Here is a 16,402-nt window from a genome sequence, read left to right on the forward strand (position 1 = left end):
GGCGGAGCGCGCATGTCTCATTCAATTGAAGTCGTTTTGCCGGATATTGGGGACTACAAGGATGTTCCGGTAGTCGAAATCAATGTGCTGGTCGGCGACGAGGTCACAATCGACATGCCGTTGCTGTCGATCGAGTCCGACAAGGCGATGATGGAGGTGCCATCCCCGGCCGCAGGCACGGTGGCCAAACTGATGATCGACGTCGGGGCGCGGGTTTCAGAAGGTTCGGTTCTGATGATCCTCGAAGGTCGCGGTGACTCCATCGCGCCTCCGCCGGCGGCTGCGTCGGCGCCACAGGTGGAGCAACGGTTGCCGCAGCAGGAGGCGCTGTCACAGCCGACGCCCGCCGCTCCAGCCGATGACTCGCGAGCACGTGCACAGCAGCCGCAGCCCAGCGGGGCGGCGCATGCATCGCCGTCCGTTCGCGCGTTGGCGCGTGAGCTCGGCGTGGCGCTGGATTCTGTCGTGCCCACCGGCCCCAAGGGCCGGATTCTGCGCGAGGATGTGGCGGCCTTCGTCAACGGACTGGTGCGATCGGGACCGGCGATGGCGCCTGCGCGCGACGCGCCGGTCGATTGGCCCAAGGTGGATTTCGAGAGGTACGGCGCGGTCGAGCGCCTGCCGCTGACGCGAATCCAGAAGCTGACCGGCGCGAACCTCTCGCGCAACTGGAGCGTCATTCCCCATGTGACGAATTTCGACAAAGCGGATGTGAACGACGCCGAAGCCTTTCGTCAGCTCGCCAACGCCGAGGCCACGAAGGACACGGCGAAGCTCACTATGGTGTCGCTGCTGATCAAGGCCGCGGCCTTGGCGCTGCAGAAATACCCGCGCTTCAATTCTTCGCTCGATGGCGATGAGCTGATCCTCAAGCACTACGTCCACATCGGCTTCGCCGTCGACACGCCGAAAGGTCTGGTCGTGCCGGTGATCCGGGACTGCGATAAGAAGGGCCTTCGGCAGATCGCCGCGGAGATGCGCTCGCTCGCCGACAAGGCGCTCGCGGGGCAGCTCGCGTCGGGCGACATGCAGGGCGGCTGTTTCTCGGTGTCGTCTCTGGGAGGCATCGGCGGTCAGGGATTTACGCCCATCATCAATGCGCCCGAGGTCGCAATCCTCGGAGCTGGTCGTGCCGCCACCGAGGCAGTCTGGAACGGCCGCCAGTTTGAACCGCGACTCATCCTTCCAATGAGTCTGTCGTGGGATCACCGGGTCGTCGACGGCGTGGCCGGGGCCCGGTTCCTGGGATTCGTCGCGTCGGTGCTGACCGATGTGCGGCGCTTCGCATTGTGAGGACGCAGATGCGGACAGAGGAGATCCTGGTCCCCGACATCGGGGATTTCCGAGACGTCGAAGTCGTGGAGGTCCACGTCAGGGCGGGCGACGTCGTCGCGCGAGAGCAGGCTTTGATCACCGTCGAATCCGACAAGGCGACGCTGGAGATTCCGTCACCGATCGCAGGGGTGATCACGAGCATTTCGCTGCGCGTTGGAGACAAGGTGTCTCAAGGTTCCATGATCGGCACAGCGTCGGCGTCCGACGGGGGCGGCGCGCAAGCTGAGACGATCTCGCCGGAACAGTCCTATGCTGGCCCGCACGCAATCGACCCCACGCGCTACGACCTCGTGGTGATCGGAGGGGGGCCTGGCGGCTATTCAGCAGCTTATCGCGCCGCAGACCTTGGACTGAGGACCGCGATCGTCGAACGCTACGGCACCTTGGGCGGAGTTTGCCTGAACGTCGGATGTATCCCGTCGAAGGCGCTGCTTCATGTTGCGGCCGTCAAGGAGGAGGCCGAACGGATCGCCGACCTGGGCATTCGCTTCGCCGCGCCGCAGATCGATCTGCAGGAGCTGCGCGCCTTCAAGCACGGCACTGTCAAGAAGCTGACGGATGGGCTGAGCCAGATGGCGGCAGCGCGCCGCGTCACGGTGATCCGCGGCACCGCAAAATTCGCCTCCGCCACGCGGCTCGAGATTGTCGGTGAGGGGGCAGGATCGCAGCAAATTGAATTTGGTCAATGCATCATCGCCACGGGCTCGCGCGCGGTGCAGCTGGCGGTGCTTCCCAAGGACGAGCGGGTCGTGACCTCGACCGGCGCGCTCGCGCTGCGAAGCATTCCGGGCCGCATGCTCGTGATCGGAGCGGGGATCATCGGGCTGGAGATGGCGACCGTCTACAACTCGCTCGGCACCAAGATCGATCTTGTCGAAAGGCTTCCCGATATCCTGGCGGGCGTGGATGCCGACGCGGTGAAGATCTGGCGTTCGCGCAACGCGCATCGCTTCGAGCATATCGACGTCGCAAGCAGCGTATCAACCGCCGAAATCACGCCGGACGGCGTGAGTGTCGGTACCACAGGCGCATCGGTACGGACACGATCGTACGATTTGGTGTTGCAATCGGCCGGCCGTGTTCCCAACAGTAGCGAGCTCGGCCTCGAACGGATCGACGTTGCCATCGATTCGAACGGCTTCATTCAGGTCGACGAGCAGATGAGAACGACGGCGCGCAACGTCTTCGCCATCGGCGACGTCGTCGGCGGTTCGATGCTGGCGCACAAGGCCGTTCACGAGGGGCACGTCGCCGCGGAAGTAGCTGCCGGGAAGCCGGCGGTCTTTACCGCGAAGATCGTCCCCAATGTCGCCTACACCGATCCTGAGATCGCCTGGGTCGGCAAGTCCGAGCGTGATGTCGCCGAATCCGGAGGGAAGATCCGTTCGGCAAAATTCCCGTGGGCCGCGTCCGGCCGGGCCATCGCGTCGGGCGCATCCTATGGCATGACCAAGCTGTTGTTCGACGTCGAAACCAGTCGCATCGTCGGGGGTGTGATCGTCGGACCGCATGCCGGCGATATGATCGGGGAAATCTGTCTCGCGATCGAAATCGGGGCTGACGCGATCGATATCAGCAAGACCATTCACCCGCATCCGACCCTCGGCGAGACGATCGGCATGGCTGCCGAAGTCTATGAGGGCATTTGCACCGACCTGCCTCCAATCGCCCGAAAACGGTAGACCAGTTGGCCCAATCGATGTCCGTTATCGAAGCCCTTGAACAACGTCGCGCCGGCGCAAAGCTCGGCGGCGGGGAGAAGCGCATCGAGGCGCAGCACGCCCGCGGCAAGCTGACCGCACGCGAGCGCATCGAGCTCCTGCTCGACAAGGGATCGTTCGAGGAGTTCGACATGTTCGTCGAGCACCGCTCCACCGAGTTCGGCATGGAGAAGAACAAGATCCCCGGCGACGGCGTCGTCACCGGCTGGGGCACCGTCAACGGCCGCAAGACGTTCGTCTTCGCCAAGGATTTTACGGTGTTCGGCGGCTCGCTGTCGGAGACCCACGCGCTGAAGATCACGAAGCTCCAGGACATGGCGATGAAGGCACGGGCGCCCATCATCGGCCTCTATGACGCGGGCGGCGCGCGCATCCAGGAAGGCGTCGCCGCGCTCGCCGGCTATTCCTATGTGTTCCGCCGCAACGTGCTCGCCTCCGGCGTGATCCCGCAGATCTCCATCATCATGGGCCCCTGCGCCGGCGGCGACGTCTATTCGCCTGCCATGACCGACTTCATCTTCATGGTGAAGAACACTAGCTACATGTTCGTCACCGGCCCCGATGTGGTGACGACCGTCACCAACGAGGTCGTCACCGCCGAAGAACTCGGCGGCGCCAGCGTACACGCCACGCGCTCCTCGATCGCCGACGGCGCCTTCGAGAACGACGTCGAGACGCTGCTGCAGATGCGGCGCCTGGTCGACTTCCTGCCGTCCAACAACACCGACGGCGTGCCGGAATGGCCGAGCTTCGATGACATCGGCCGGGTCGACATGTCCTTGGACACGCTGATCCCCGACAATCCGAACAAGCCCTACGACATGAAGGAACTGATCCTGAAGGTCGTGGACGAGGGCGATTTCTTCGAGATCGCGGACATGTTCGCCAAGAACATCGTCACGGGTTTTGGCCGCATCGCGGGCCGTACCGTCGGCTTCGTCGCCAACCAGCCGATGGTGCTGGCCGGCGTGCTCGACAGCGACGCTTCGCGCAAAGCCGCGCGCTTCGTCCGCTTCTGTGATGCCTTCAACATCCCGATCGTCACCTTCGTCGACGTGCCGGGCTTCCTGCCGGGCACCGCGCAGGAATATGGCGGCCTGATCAAGCACGGCGCAAAACTGCTGTTCGCTTATTCGCAGTGCACCGTGCCGCTCGTCACCATCATCACCCGCAAGGCCTATGGCGGCGCCTTCGACGTCATGGCCTCCAAGGAGATCGGCGCCGACATGAACTACGCCTGGCCGACCGCCCAGATCGCGGTGATGGGCGCCAAGGGCGCGGTCGAGATCATCTTCCGCAGCGATATCGGCGACGCCGACAAGATCGCCGCGCGCACCAAGGAATACGAAGACCGCTTCCTGTCGCCCTTCATCGCCGCCGAGCGCGGCTACATCGACGATGTCATCATGCCGCATTCGACGCGGAAGCGGATCGCAAGGGCGCTGGCGATACTGAAGGACAAGAAAATGGAAGCGCCGGCGAAGAAGCACGACAACATGCCGTTGTGAGAAGAGCAGTGTTCAAACGCATCCTGATCGCCAATCGCGGCGAAATCGCCTGCCGGGTCATCAAGACTGCCCGCAAGATGGGAATCCAGACGGTTGCGGTCTATTCCGAGGCCGACCGCGATGCCCTCCATGTCGAGATGGCCGACGAGGCCGTGCTGATCGGCCCGCCCGCGGCAGCCGAGAGCTATCTGGTGATCGAGAAGATCGTCGAGGCATGTAAAAAGACCGGCGCCGAGGCCGTGCATCCCGGCTACGGCTTCCTGTCCGAACGCGAGGCGTTTCCGCGCGCGCTGGAGGCCGCCGGCATCGTCTTCATCGGCCCGAACCCGGGCGCGATCGCCGCAATGGGCGACAAGATCGAATCCAAGAAGGCGGCCGCGAAGGCCAAGGTCTCGACCGTGCCGGGCTATCTCGGCGTCATCGAGGACGACAAGCACGCGGTGAAGATCGCCGACGAGATCGGCTATCCCGTGATGATCAAGGCCTCCGCCGGCGGCGGCGGCAAGGGCATGCGCATCGCCCATTCCAAGGCCGAGGTCGCCGAAGGTTTCAACCTCGCCAAGGCCGAGGCCAAGGCCTCGTTCGGCGACGACCGCGTCTTCGTCGAAAAGTTCATCGTCGATCCCCGCCACATCGAGATCCAGGTGCTGGGCGACAAGCACGGCAACGTGATCTATCTCGGCGAACGCGAATGCTCGATCCAGCGCCGCAACCAGAAGGTCATCGAGGAGGCGCCGTCGCCGCTGCTCGACGAGGCCACGCGCCGCAAGATGGGCGAGCAGGCGGTCGCGCTGGCCAAGGCCGTGAATTACGATTCCGCCGGCACGGTCGAGTTCGTCGCAGGGCAGGACAAGAGCTTCTACTTCCTGGAGATGAACACGCGCCTCCAGGTCGAGCATCCCGTCACCGAGCTCGTCACCGGCGTCGATCTCGTCGAGCAGATGATCCGCGTTGCCGCCGGCGAGAAGCTCGCGATCGCGCAGAAGGACGTCACGCTCACCGGATGGGCGGTGGAATCGCGGCTCTACGCTGAAGACCCGTTCCGCAACTTCCTGCCCTCGATCGGGCGCCTGGTGAAGTACCATCCGCCGGCCGAGGTGAGCAAGGACGGCATCACCGTGCGCAACGACACCGGCGTGCAGGAGGGCGGCGAGATATCGATCCACTACGATCCGATGATCGCCAAGCTCGTCACCCACGCGCCCTCGCGCGCGGCCGCGATCGAGGCGCAGGCCACCGCGCTGGATTCGTTCTATGTCGACGGCATCAGGCACAACATCCCGTTCCTATCGGCGCTGATGCATCATCCGCGCTGGCGCGAGGGCCGGCTGTCGACCGGCTTCATCGCCGAGGAATTCCCCAAGGGCTTTGCGGTGCGCGTGCCGGAAGGCGAGGTCGCGCGGCGCATCGCCGCGGTCGGCGCTGCCATCGACCACGTGCTCGGGGAGCGCAAGCGCCAGATCTCGGGCCAGATGGGCGGACGCATCGTGCAGCGCGAACGCCGCCGTGCGGTCTGGCTCGAGCGCCAGGAGATTTTGCTCGAGGTTGCGCGTGAGGGCGAGGCCATTGCGATCCGCTTCGTCGACGCCGAAGGCAAGGCCGGCAACGCGCATCTGTTGCAGTCGCCATGGAAGCCGGGCGATCCGGTCTGGCAGGGCACCATCGATGGCCATTTCGTCGCCGTGCAGGCGCGCCCGATCGCCAATGGCATCCGTCTGGCGCATCAGGGCGTCGAGGTGCCGGTCTATGTCTGGACCGAAGCGGAAGCCGCATCGGCCCGGCTGATGCCGGTGACGACGGCCTCCGACACCGGCAAGAAGCTGCTGTGCCCGATGCCCGGCCTCGTGGTCTCGATCGCGGTGACCGAGGGGCAGGAGGTCAAGGCCGGCGAGACGCTCGCGGTGGTCGAAGCCATGAAGATGCAGAACGTGCTCCGTGCCGAACAGGACGGTACGGTGAAGAAGATCCACGCCAGCGCCGGTGCGACGCTGGCGGTGGACGCGCTGATCTTGGAATTTGCGTAAGCAGGCCATGTAGCCCGCGATGCGTGGTCGACAATTAGGTCGGTAACCCGTGCGAGATCAGGAATGTCGATGTCATTTCCAGATGAATGGAAGAGGATTGCCGAGAAGGAACTAAAAGGCGATCCCATCGCGCTCGTGCGGAAGGTTCCGGAGGGCATTGAAGTCAAGCCGATCTATACGGTGTCTGATTTAGATGGGATCGAGCATCTGGACACGTTACCTGGCATGTCGCCGTTCGTTCGTGGTCCTAAGGCGACGATGTATACTGGCAGACCGTGGACAATCCGCCAGTATGCGGGATTCTCGACTGCAGAGGCGTCAAACGCATTCTATCGTGCCGCCCTTTCCTCAGGACAGAAGGGCTTGTCGGTTGCGTTCGATTTGGCGACCCACCGCGGCTATGATTCTGATCATCCTCGCGTCCTAGGTGATGTCGGGAAGGCGGGCGTTGCCATCGACTCAGTCGAAGACATGAAGATCCTCTTTGACGGCATTCCCCTCGGGGAAACGTCGGTGTCGATGACCATGAACGGAGCGATAATCCCCATTCTCGCAACCTTCATTGTCGCCGGTGAAGAGCAGGGAATTCCGCGCGAAGCTCTCTCGGGAACTGTCCAAAACGACATTCTGAAGGAGTTCATGGTCCGCAATACATACATTTATCCGCCGGAACCATCGATGCGCATTGTTGCTGACATTATAGCGTTCACCGCGCAGAACATGCCGCGCTTCAACTCCATCTCGATTTCAGGCTACCATATGCAGGAGGCGGGGGCGACGCTCGTCCAGGAGTTGGCCTTTACGCTCGCTGATGGACGTGAATACGTCCGGTCTGCTCTTGCCAAGGGCCTTAACGTCGATGACTTCGCAGGGCGGCTTTCATTCTTCTTCGCTATCGGAATGAATTTCTTCATGGAAGCGGCGAAGTTGCGCGCTGCTCGACTTATCTGGTCGCGCGTTATGGCGGAGTTCAACCCTAAAAAGCAGTCGTCTTCAGTGCTTCGTACGCACTGTCAGACGTCGGGAGTGTCGCTCCAGGAGCATGATCCGTATAACAATATCGTGCGGACCGCTTATGAGGCCTTAGCCGCCGTTCTGGGCGGCACGCAATCGCTGCACACAAATTCGTTCGACGAAGCCATCGCATTGCCTACTGAGTTTTCGGCTCGGATTGCCCGGAACACCCAGCTGATCCTTCAGCATGAGACGGGCGTCTCCGACGTCGTCGATCCCCTCGCGGGATCCTACTATGTCGAGCGCCTGACGGACGATCTCGTCAGGGCTGCCTGGCAACTCATGGAGGAGGTCGAAGAGCGGGGAGGGATGGCGAACGCGATCGCGACAGGGTGGCCTAAGCGATTGATCGAAGAATCGGCGACGCGCAAGCAGGCCGCGATCGATCGCGGCGATCAGGTTATCGTCGGAGTTAATCGGTTTCGGCTTGAACAAGAGGAGCCAATCGACATTCTGGAGATCGACAATTCGACTGTGCGCGCTTCGCAAATTCGCCGCCTGACTGATATCAAACGGTCTAGAGATTCTAAGAGCGTCTCCAGTGCGTTGGCTCGACTGAACCGGGTCGCGCAATCAGGTGAGGGAAATCTGCTGGAAGCCGCGATTGAGGCCGCTAGGTCTCGAGCAACCGTCGGCGAAATGTCTGATGCAATGCGGCAGGCTTTTGGAGATCACCAGGCGATACCCGATGTTGTTTCGAGTGTCTATGGCCCTGCTTATGGAAACGATCCCGAGTTCACCAATCTTGTTTCGCGGCTCGACGAAGTGTCACAAGCGATTGGCGTGAGGCCAAAGATTATGATCGCCAAGCTGGGACAAGATGGTCATGATCGAGGTGCGAAGGTTATTGCGTCGGCATTCGGCGATATGGGATTCGATGTTATTGCCGGTCCTTTGTTTCAAACGCCAGCCGAAGCTGCCGCGATGGCCGTTCAGGCAAAGGTACATGTTCTGGGGGTCTCGTCGCTCGCGGCCGGTCACAGGACGCTCGTTCCTCAGGTTGTCAGGGAGTTGAAGCTGGCTGGCGCTGGCGGCATCATTGTTGTTTGCGGGGGCGTCGTGCCACGGCAGGACTACGAGGAGTTGCTTCGGAGCGGAGTGGCAGCCGTGTTTGGACCTGGTACCAACGTACTTGAGGCCGCTATGGCAGTTCTCGATCTTATCGAGGGACGGCGAAGAAATCGCTGATCGAGGCCCGGCCGCTTTGAAGTTGCACGGGCTTCGATCAGGATGCGTTCTATTCATCCAAGCACGAGCGCGCGCCGCGAGCGTACGGACCGCGGCTGGCTGGCGGGGTGATGGCCACTTCAGTCAGCGGTACGTCGAAGACGTCATGGAGAAGAAAAGCGGCCCGCTCCAGAGGGACAGACGCTCGAGGGCCAGCATCAACGTGACCTTGACGTCGTCGGCGACCGTCTCGTCCGGCTCCATGGAACCCACGAGAGGATCTGGCAACCAGGGTCCGAGGTAGGCTTCCGGCGCGCTCGCGTGGAGCGGCGTCGGTCAGGGCACAGGCGTGTGACGATGCGGGTTAGATGGGCGGGAGGCGAATCGAGGTCCACCCCGACCCACCGCAGCCATGCGTCCTGAACGACGTCCTCCGCCTCGGCGAGCCAGCCCATCATCCGATAGGCCAAGCGTGTCAGGCACCCGCGCTCCGCTTCGAACTCGGTGTCGCCGACCCGATGGAAACCCGTTGGCCATAGAGTTGGCTGCCGCCGAACGGCTGCCGAGATTGCTGCCACCTGCCATCCCGTCGGGGAGGAAGCAATAACCTTGGCCTGGTACAATGGAAACACTGCCATCGCACTGCGACGCCGCCATCAGCGGCGACAACGTCGTACGAGATCCGTCCCGCTGGCAAATAGAACAGCGCGCCCGCTCGCAAGGGCCTTCGAGCCGCTGCTCGGCTCACCAGCCGCCCGAATAACGGGCAATCGGAAAGGGCGCTTTCTCGTCCGGTGTGGAATACCGGATTGATCAGGCGAAACGAGAAGCGTTTCTGCACGCGATCGCCGGCTTGGAGCAGCAACGACGGCGCGACGGCGCTTACGCGTGGGATCTCTTCGAAGACGCGGCTGTGAACGGCCGCTACCTGGAGACTTTCAAGGTCGCCTCGTGGCTCGAGCACCTGAGGCCGCACCAGCGCGTGACAAACGCTGACCGTGCCATCGGATGCGCGATTAAGCGGGCTCATTCCCCTGCGGCGATCAGAAGCCGAAGGACCGGATTTGGCCAGAGTTGGCTTCGGGGAGCCTTATGGGGTCCGATCTGAAACCCGTCATTTTTTAAGTGGGTCATTTTTGGCGGGTTGAGTGTTACGGCTTCTCGCCTACGCGCCGTGTATCGCCAAGACGGACTCACAGCGGCCCGGAAAGCCCATCATGAGTCTGCGTTCCGCCGACAGCCACCACCTGTCGCAAGTCAGCTCATGGCGCAAGGCTGACGTGATGCAGTTACCCGCCGAAGTCCGCTCTCAAGGCCAAAGCAGGCAGGACGATCCCTTGCAGTTACATATTCAGCGAGCAGGTTCAAATTTGACGAAGGTCGCGCTCTAGCTGGCGACCAGAGTGGCTAGGAATTGCTCCATTGATGGCTGTGCAGCTTTCTGCATCTTGTGCAGATCTTCGGGCTTGAGATTTGTATATCGGCGCAACATTCGCCAGTCTTTATGGCCTGTCACCATCGCAACCTGCTGTATCGAAAAGCCCGCTTCGAAGAGTCTACTTGTTCCTTCATGGCGCAAATCGTGAAAGCATAGGTCATCTATATCGATAGCGTTGCATGACCTGCGGAAGGCAGCTCCTACCGACTTCGAGTGGTATGGAGAAACGCGTCCGAGGCCGCGCGTGAGAATCCGCTGCTCGAGCATAAGCTGCCAGGCATCGTACCCGGTCGAATTGAGGAGAGGAACCACTTGGTGGTTTCCGTCTTTGCGTCGAGGATCTTTGCGGTCGCGAATAGTGACGGTTCGCTTTGACATGTCGACATCAGTCCACTCGATGCGGCAGATCTCAGCTTGGCGCATTGCTGTCGCCACAGCAAAGCGAACAATTCTACCGAGTGGTAGATACTGTTGGGCGTTAGATTCGGTGTATCCGATCAGTCGATCGAGTTCGTCTTGGCTAGGGCGCCGATCCCTCTCGTTTGACTTTCCGACGAGATCCAGGTGCTTTAGCGCAGCTCTGGCCAGCTGTACGTTCTCGACTGAAACGTTAATGCCGTGGACTGCGGCAGCGTGAAGTAGGATCGTTCGGATGAATGAGAAATCGATCGCAAGGGTCGCCGGTCCAGCGCCTTGAGCAGCTCGCTTTCGCCCGAACTCAATCAATCTCTCCCTGGTCAGCTCTTTGAGGTTTGTTCGTCCAAGCGAGATCTTAAGGGCCTTGAGCACCATCGACTTGGATCGTCGTACGGGCTTGCCGACCTGGGCAAGATCGTCGAGATGCAGGGTGATCAAATCGGAAAAAATTCGAGGCTGCTCAAAAGGCCGGGAACGTCGAATTGGGGTGCCGCGATCGATAGAGCGCTCCACATCAATCGCCCATTCTTCAGCATCGCGCCGTCGCACGAACGTGTTTGCGATGTACTCGTTTTTCCTCCTGACCTGAACGCGCCAGCTTCCCGATCTGAGTTTTGTAAACGTCGGCATTGCGTGTGCACTCCACCCCGATTTCGTGTGCGCTACGTGTGCACCGGGAGATCAAAGGCGGTACAAACGTGTGCAATTTGGGCTAGTTTAAGTGCACACGTGTGCACCTGGTTCACGTTCTAGTCCATTGAAAGAATAGGACAACTTATTGAAATATCAAGACTATCGCTTTTCCGTCGCCCCCATGATGGACTGGACTGATCCACGCTAGCTCACGTTGCCTGGTACTGGATGAGTTCGACTTGCGGCCGACCTTACGGAGTGAACGTGCTCCAGGTCGCGTGTTCGCTCGCAAGTCTAGCAATGGCGAGAGGCGCCCTCCTAGTGGGGGCGATCAGTGATTGGTTCTTAATTCCGGCTACCAATCGGCTCGGCCTAAATATTTATTCGTGTCGGAAGTTGTTCTTGGGGTTGTTGGTATTTCTGTTGGTATGGGCCAGACCCGTAGCAAACAAACTGAACGATTTCAGTTAGCTAGGTGCCAATATCCGTTACCTCGTGGGTAATGGAAGGGCCGAAATCGGCATGATAGGTTTCTGGTCATGAACGCACATGCATCCACGGCACAAGCCGACCGCAGCCAGCCGGTTCACATCGGCGACCATTTGCGCGAATGGCGGCAGCGCCGCCGCATGAGCCAGCTCGATCTCGCGGGCGAGGCCGAAATTTCGGCGCGTCACCTAAGCTTCGTCGAGACCGGCCGCGCCGCGCCCTCGCGCGACATGGTGCTGCGGCTTGCCGAGCGTCTCGACGTGCCCTTGCGCGAACGCAACGTGCTGCTGGTCGCCGCCGGCTATGCGCCCGCGTTTCAGCAGCGCCCGCTGGAGGACCCGGCCTTGAAATCAGCCCGCCAGGCGATCGACCTCGTGCTCAGGGCGCATGAGCCCAATCCCGCGCTCGCGGTGGACCGGCACTGGAACCTGGTATCGGCGAACCGCATGGTGGCGCCGCTGCTCGACGGCATTCCGCAGCGGCTGCTCGGCCAGCCCTTCAACGTGCTGCGGCTCGCCTTTCATCCCGAGGCGCTGGCGCCGCGCACGGTCAATCTCGCGGAGTGGTGCGGCCATCTTTTGGAGCGTCTGCACCGCCAATGCGAGGTGACGGCCGATCCTGAGCTGATCAAGCTCTACAACGACCTCAAGAGCTATCCGATCCCGGCGCGGACGGGGCCGCTGTCGAGCGACAACGTCGCGATCCCGTTCAAGCTGCGTCACGGCGGTGAAATCCTGAGCTTCTTCTCCACCACCATGGTGTTCGGCACGCCCGTCGACATCACCCTGTCGGAGCTGGCGCTGGAGACCTTCTTCCCGGCGGACGAGCGCACCGCCGAACGGCTGAAGCAGATGGCGGCCGGGCTGCCATAGCGCCGTTTACAGGCAGCAGCGATCCCCGCATAATCCGTCGATGGACACACGCTCGTTTCGGCGATTGCGCCCGGCCAATCCCGTCGGCGATCTCTTGCGCGCCTGGCGCATGCGCCGGGCGTTGAGCCAGGCGGAATTGGCATTCGAGGCCGGCATTTCGGTCAAGCATCTGAGCTATGTCGAGACCGGCAAGGCGGCGGCAAGCCGGGACATTCTGCTGCAACTCGCATCCGCTCTCGATTTGTCGCTTCGCGACCGCAACGCGCTGCTCGAGGCCGGCGGCTTCGCCCGGCAATATGGCGAGCGCGATCTTGCCGCGCCCGAGCTTGCCGATGCGCGCCGGGCCATCGATCTTCTGCTGCGGCGGCACGAGCCGTTTCCCGCGATCGTCACCGACCGGCGTTGGAACGTGATGCAGGCCAACCGTGCCGCATCGCGCCTGATGACGATGCTGCTCGGACCTGAGCGCATGCAGCGGCCGCTCAATCACATGCGCATGTTCCTGGCGCCGAACGAGCTCAAGCCGTTCGTCGAGAACTGGACCACCGTGGCCGCGGCTCTGCTGTCGCGCGCGCGCCATGAGGCAATGGCCGCGCCGCTCGACGAAGCCTTGCAATCGACCTGGCGCGAATTGATGCGGCTGCCGGAGCTTCCCGCGCTTGGGATCGAGGACAACGCCGCGCCGGGGCCGCTCTGCGAGGTGCGCCTGCGCAAGGGCGACGCCGGCGTCTCACTGATCGGCGCGGTTTTGACTTTAGGCACGCCGCAGGACGTGACGCTGCAGGAGCTTCGCGTCGAGATGTTCATGCCCGTTGATGCCGCCTCCGAGGCGACCCTGGTCGCGCTTGCGGCTCAAGATGCCTGAGCTTGCGCGGCCTCACGCCGCTCGAAGCTCATGGCCTGCATCACCTCGGCAAACGGACCCTTGAGATCGCTCAAGGTCGCCGTGGTGAGGCCGGCGCCGTTGGCGCCAACGCGCGTGGCGGCGCGGATCAGGATCCATTCGCTCTCGGGCGGCCGGAAGAAGTAAAGGCTGATCTCGGGATTGATGAAGGTCCAGTCGCGCATGTCGACGATCTGCGCGACCCCGCTGGCGAAATCCGCGGCCTGCACCGCCTGCAGCAGCGGCGTGTTCGGCTCGCCCTCGACCAGCGGCGCATCGAGCCGCATCCAGGCCGCCGCCGAGCCCGGCTTCTCCAGCGCGCCCTCGATCAGCCGCACCGACACGTTCTGGAAATAGCGGCTCCATTTCTGCGCGAAGGCCGGCGGCGGGCTACCCGCCTCGGGCGCCTTGTCGAGCGCCATGGGGCTCGCAAAGGGATCGGTGGGGGATTCCCCGCTCGGCGCCGTCAGCAGCGCCGTGCAGCGGCCGATCTCGGTCTCGCCGTCCATCAGCCGCACCTGCAAGGTCTTGGCCTTGCGGCCGTCGCGCAGCAATTCGCTGACGGCCCTGAAGGCGCGCAGGCCCGCCGGTCGCCACAGATCGAAGGTCAGGCGTCGCACAACAAAGCCGGATTCGGTGGCGAGACGCTCGACCTCGCGGGTCATCAGGGCAGTGGTGGCGCTTCCCTGCAGCATGTCCGGAGACCACGGACCGCCGGCATGCTCCGTAGCCCGGAACTGTTGGCCTTCCGGCCTGAAAATGGCGCTCATCGCGGTCTCCTCTCGGACTTGATTGTGGTCGCGAGTATCGGGGCGGGGTGCAGCGGTCACAATAACCGCAGAGGTGAAGTCGTGAGCCATGCAGGACCGGCGGCTTGCGCCGCCCCCGGTTCGGCTTATCTTCCGGCGAACCCGTGACCCGCCCGAAGGAGGCGCCTGACATGAGCACGCTGAAACCGCTCCAGATCGATGTCGTCTCCGACGTGGTGTGCCCCTGGTGCTATATCGGCAAGCACCGGATCGAGAGTGCGCTGGCGCTGGTGCCGGACGTTCCGGTCAAGCTCAATTTCCGCCCGTTCTTCCTCAATCCCTGGGTGCCGCGCGAGGGCATCAGCCGCGAGGCCTATCTCACCCAGAAGTTCGGCTCGGTCGAGGCCTATAAGGGCATTGCCGGACGTGTCGTTGCGGCCGCCAGCGAGGAGGGCCTCCTCTACAAGCCCGAGCTGGTGGCGCGGCAGCCCAACACCACCGACTGCCATCGCCTCATCCTGTGGGCGGAAGCGATCGGCAAGGCGCCCGAGATGAAGCAGCGCCTGATGGAGCTGTATTTCCGCGACGGCGGCGATCTCACCGATGTGAACGTGCTGGTGCAGGCGGCCGCCGATGTCGGCCTCGATGCCGAGGACGTGCGTCGGCGCCTTGCCACCGACGAGGACGTCGCGCGCGTCTCGGCCGATGCGCAGGAGGCGGCGGAGAAGGGAATCTCCGGCGTGCCGACCTATGTGTTCGCGCAGAAATACGCCGTCTCCGGCGCGCAGGACCCGAACCTGCTCGCGCGCGCCATCCGCCAGGTCTCGGAGGAGATCAACGCCCAGGCGGCGGAGTAGCTTTCGCTTATTTGCGGAGCCGGCGGACCACGTGTCGCGCGCCCTCGTGCGCGGCATTGAGTCCGGCTAGTGCTGCGTGAATCAGCGCCACGACCGGATCGTGCCGCCGCAGCGGGATCAGCACGTCGCCGACCGCAAAGCGCCCGCGCCAGATCGGGTTGATCATGGGGTGATCGGCGCTCGCGGTGGAATCCGCGCTGGCGATGGCGGGATCGGCGCAGAGGTGGCGGGTGAGATCGAGCGTCAGCTGCACGCCCGGCGAATATCTTGCAAAGCGCTCGTCGATGCCGAGCTTGAAGAAGAAGGCCCGATCCTGGTGGCGCAGCACGATGCCCGCGGCCACCGGTGTCGTCCCGGCGCGAAGCGTGACGATCTCGCACTGCGCGGTCTCCGCCAGCGCCGGCACCGCGCGGCGAATGAAGGTCGCATCGCCGGCATGCTGAACCAGCGCGGTGCCGCGCTTGCCTTTCCAGCCGCTGGCTTCGAGCTGCAGGAATGTTTCGAGTGCGGGCCCGATCTCGTCAGGCCGGCGGGCGACGTCGAACGCAACAGGGCCGTGCTCTTCGAGGCGGTGGCGTTGTCGGCGCAGCTCCTTGAGCTTCTTGGTGCCCAGTGCGTCGCGCAGCAGCGTCTCGGCATCCTGCGTCGCATCGAGGCTGGCGCGGATGTAGGAGGAAAGGACGCGCGGCCTCAGGCCGTCGCGGATCAGGACCTGCTCGAGCGCAGTCATCGCAGCGCCGTCGAGCGCAACGTCGTTCAGCACGAGCGCATGCGCGCCGGCCCCGCGCGCCCGCTGCAACAGCTGCGTGGCCGCCTCGATCGGGGCGTCGCCGTCGATCAGCGGGCTGCACAGCGTGCCGTAGGGATGCGCGCTCACCAGCGCGGGCAGGGGAATCTTCAGGGCGTGCCACAGCGGGATCACCGGCATCAGCCCGATCAGCCGCGTCGACGTGCCGTCGAATGCGGGCAGGGCCGAGGCGTTCGTGCGGCCGCGCGCGGTGGCGCTGACGGCGAGCTCCCAGGCGGGCAGGTAATATCCGTTCGGCTCGATCGCCCGCTGCGCGAGCGCGCGCCATTGGCCAGGATCGATCGCCGCAAGCGGGACGCGCGCCGCCGTGGCATCCTCTGCCGATGCCGCATGGATCGCTGCCTGCTGCGCGATGTCGACCACGTCCCCTCGTCCCGTTCACGCGGGCAAATGCCGCGTCACGTGGTCATGCTTAGCGCAAAGATTGGAAAATACCGTTGGTACGCGGCTCCAATTCGAACGGTAATGTTAACGTTTCGTTGAGCAT

The 16,402-nt window shown here is 63.1% G+C and carries 13 protein-coding genes and 1 pseudogene; 10 read left to right on the plus strand and 4 right to left on the minus strand.

Features of this window, described 5'->3' with window-relative positions; translation table 11 throughout:
• The first annotated feature begins 12 nt into the window (after positions 1–12).
• The 5 genes from GGD62_RS13765 to scpA all read left to right on the plus strand — a co-directional run bounded on the left by GGD62_RS13765 (position 13) and on the right by scpA (position 8,790).
• Complete coding sequence (locus GGD62_RS13765) at positions 13–1,293, plus strand: 2-oxo acid dehydrogenase subunit E2 (protein ID WP_183708821.1); 1,281 nt, start codon at positions 13–15, stop codon at positions 1,291–1,293.
• Positions 1,294–1,301: 8 nt separating this feature from the next.
• The gene (gene lpdA, locus GGD62_RS13770; protein WP_183234809.1) at positions 1,302–3,017 is read left to right on the plus strand and encodes a dihydrolipoyl dehydrogenase; all 1,716 of its coding nucleotides are present in this window, start codon (positions 1,302–1,304) and stop codon (positions 3,015–3,017) included.
• Between the two features lie 17 nt (positions 3,018–3,034).
• Positions 3,035–4,564 (plus strand): acyl-CoA carboxylase subunit beta, encoded by a 1,530-nt coding sequence (locus GGD62_RS13775; protein WP_183708822.1) that lies wholly within the window; start codon positions 3,035–3,037, stop codon positions 4,562–4,564.
• 8 nt (positions 4,565–4,572) lie between these two features.
• Complete coding sequence (locus GGD62_RS13780) at positions 4,573–6,588, plus strand: acetyl/propionyl/methylcrotonyl-CoA carboxylase subunit alpha (RefSeq protein WP_183708823.1); 2,016 nt, start codon at positions 4,573–4,575, stop codon at positions 6,586–6,588.
• Between the two features lie 63 nt (positions 6,589–6,651).
• Positions 6,652–8,790, plus strand: a complete 2,139-nt coding sequence (scpA, locus tag GGD62_RS13785) for a methylmalonyl-CoA mutase (RefSeq protein WP_183234806.1) — start codon at positions 6,652–6,654, stop codon at positions 8,788–8,790.
• A gap of 39 nt (positions 8,791–8,829) precedes the next feature.
• Here the strand turns inward: scpA and GGD62_RS13790 are convergent.
• Positions 8,830–9,248: pseudogene (locus GGD62_RS13790) on the minus strand (sigma factor); the annotation flags it as partial.
• Positions 9,249–9,565: 317 nt separating this feature from the next.
• On the opposite strand from GGD62_RS13790, the gene GGD62_RS13795 reads away from it, so the two are divergent.
• Together GGD62_RS13795 and GGD62_RS13800 are read left to right on the plus strand one after the other, a co-directional pair.
• A complete protein-coding gene (locus GGD62_RS13795) occupies positions 9,566–9,877 on the plus strand; it encodes an MFS transporter (protein ID WP_312014261.1) in 312 nt (103 codons plus the stop codon).
• Between the two features lie 109 nt (positions 9,878–9,986).
• Entirely contained in the window at positions 9,987–10,160 is a 174-nt protein-coding gene (locus GGD62_RS13800) for a hypothetical protein (RefSeq protein WP_157644208.1), read from the plus strand.
• Here GGD62_RS13800 and GGD62_RS13805 read toward each other — a convergent pair.
• The gene (locus GGD62_RS13805) at positions 10,157–11,254 is read right to left on the minus strand and encodes a site-specific integrase (RefSeq protein ID WP_183708824.1); all 1,098 of its coding nucleotides are present in this window, start codon (positions 11,252–11,254) and stop codon (positions 10,157–10,159) included. The two genes, GGD62_RS13800 and GGD62_RS13805, sit on opposite strands and share 4 nt — an antisense overlap.
• Before the next feature lie 542 nt (positions 11,255–11,796).
• Between GGD62_RS13805 and GGD62_RS13810 the strand changes: the two genes are divergently transcribed.
• Both GGD62_RS13810 and GGD62_RS13815 read left to right on the plus strand, forming a co-directional pair.
• Positions 11,797–12,618: a helix-turn-helix domain-containing protein gene (locus GGD62_RS13810; protein WP_018316648.1), complete on the plus strand. Its 822-nt coding sequence runs from the start codon at positions 11,797–11,799 to the stop codon at positions 12,616–12,618.
• 40 nt (positions 12,619–12,658) lie between these two features.
• A complete protein-coding gene (locus GGD62_RS13815) occupies positions 12,659–13,483 on the plus strand; it encodes a helix-turn-helix domain-containing protein (protein ID WP_183708825.1) in 825 nt (274 codons plus the stop codon).
• On the opposite strand, the gene GGD62_RS13820 is transcribed toward GGD62_RS13815, so the two are convergent.
• A complete protein-coding gene (locus tag GGD62_RS13820; RefSeq protein WP_183708826.1) occupies positions 13,471–14,271 on the minus strand; it encodes a thioesterase family protein in 801 nt (266 codons plus the stop codon). The two genes, GGD62_RS13815 and GGD62_RS13820, sit on opposite strands and share 13 nt — an antisense overlap.
• A gap of 170 nt (positions 14,272–14,441) precedes the next feature.
• Here GGD62_RS13820 and GGD62_RS13825 point away from each other — a divergent pair, with 170 nt between their 5' ends.
• Positions 14,442–15,107, plus strand: coding sequence for a DsbA family oxidoreductase (locus tag GGD62_RS13825; RefSeq protein ID WP_020508626.1), 666 nt, complete (start codon positions 14,442–14,444; stop codon positions 15,105–15,107).
• Between the two features lie 7 nt (positions 15,108–15,114).
• On the opposite strand, the gene GGD62_RS13830 is transcribed toward GGD62_RS13825, so the two are convergent.
• Positions 15,115–16,278: a GNAT family N-acetyltransferase gene (locus GGD62_RS13830; RefSeq protein ID WP_183708827.1), complete on the minus strand. Its 1,164-nt coding sequence runs from the start codon at positions 16,276–16,278 to the stop codon at positions 15,115–15,117.
• Between the last annotated feature and the right edge of the window lie 124 nt (positions 16,279–16,402).

It is taken from the genome of Bradyrhizobium sp. ERR14 (assembly GCF_014198235.1).
Taxonomy (GTDB): domain Bacteria; phylum Pseudomonadota; class Alphaproteobacteria; order Rhizobiales; family Xanthobacteraceae; genus Bradyrhizobium.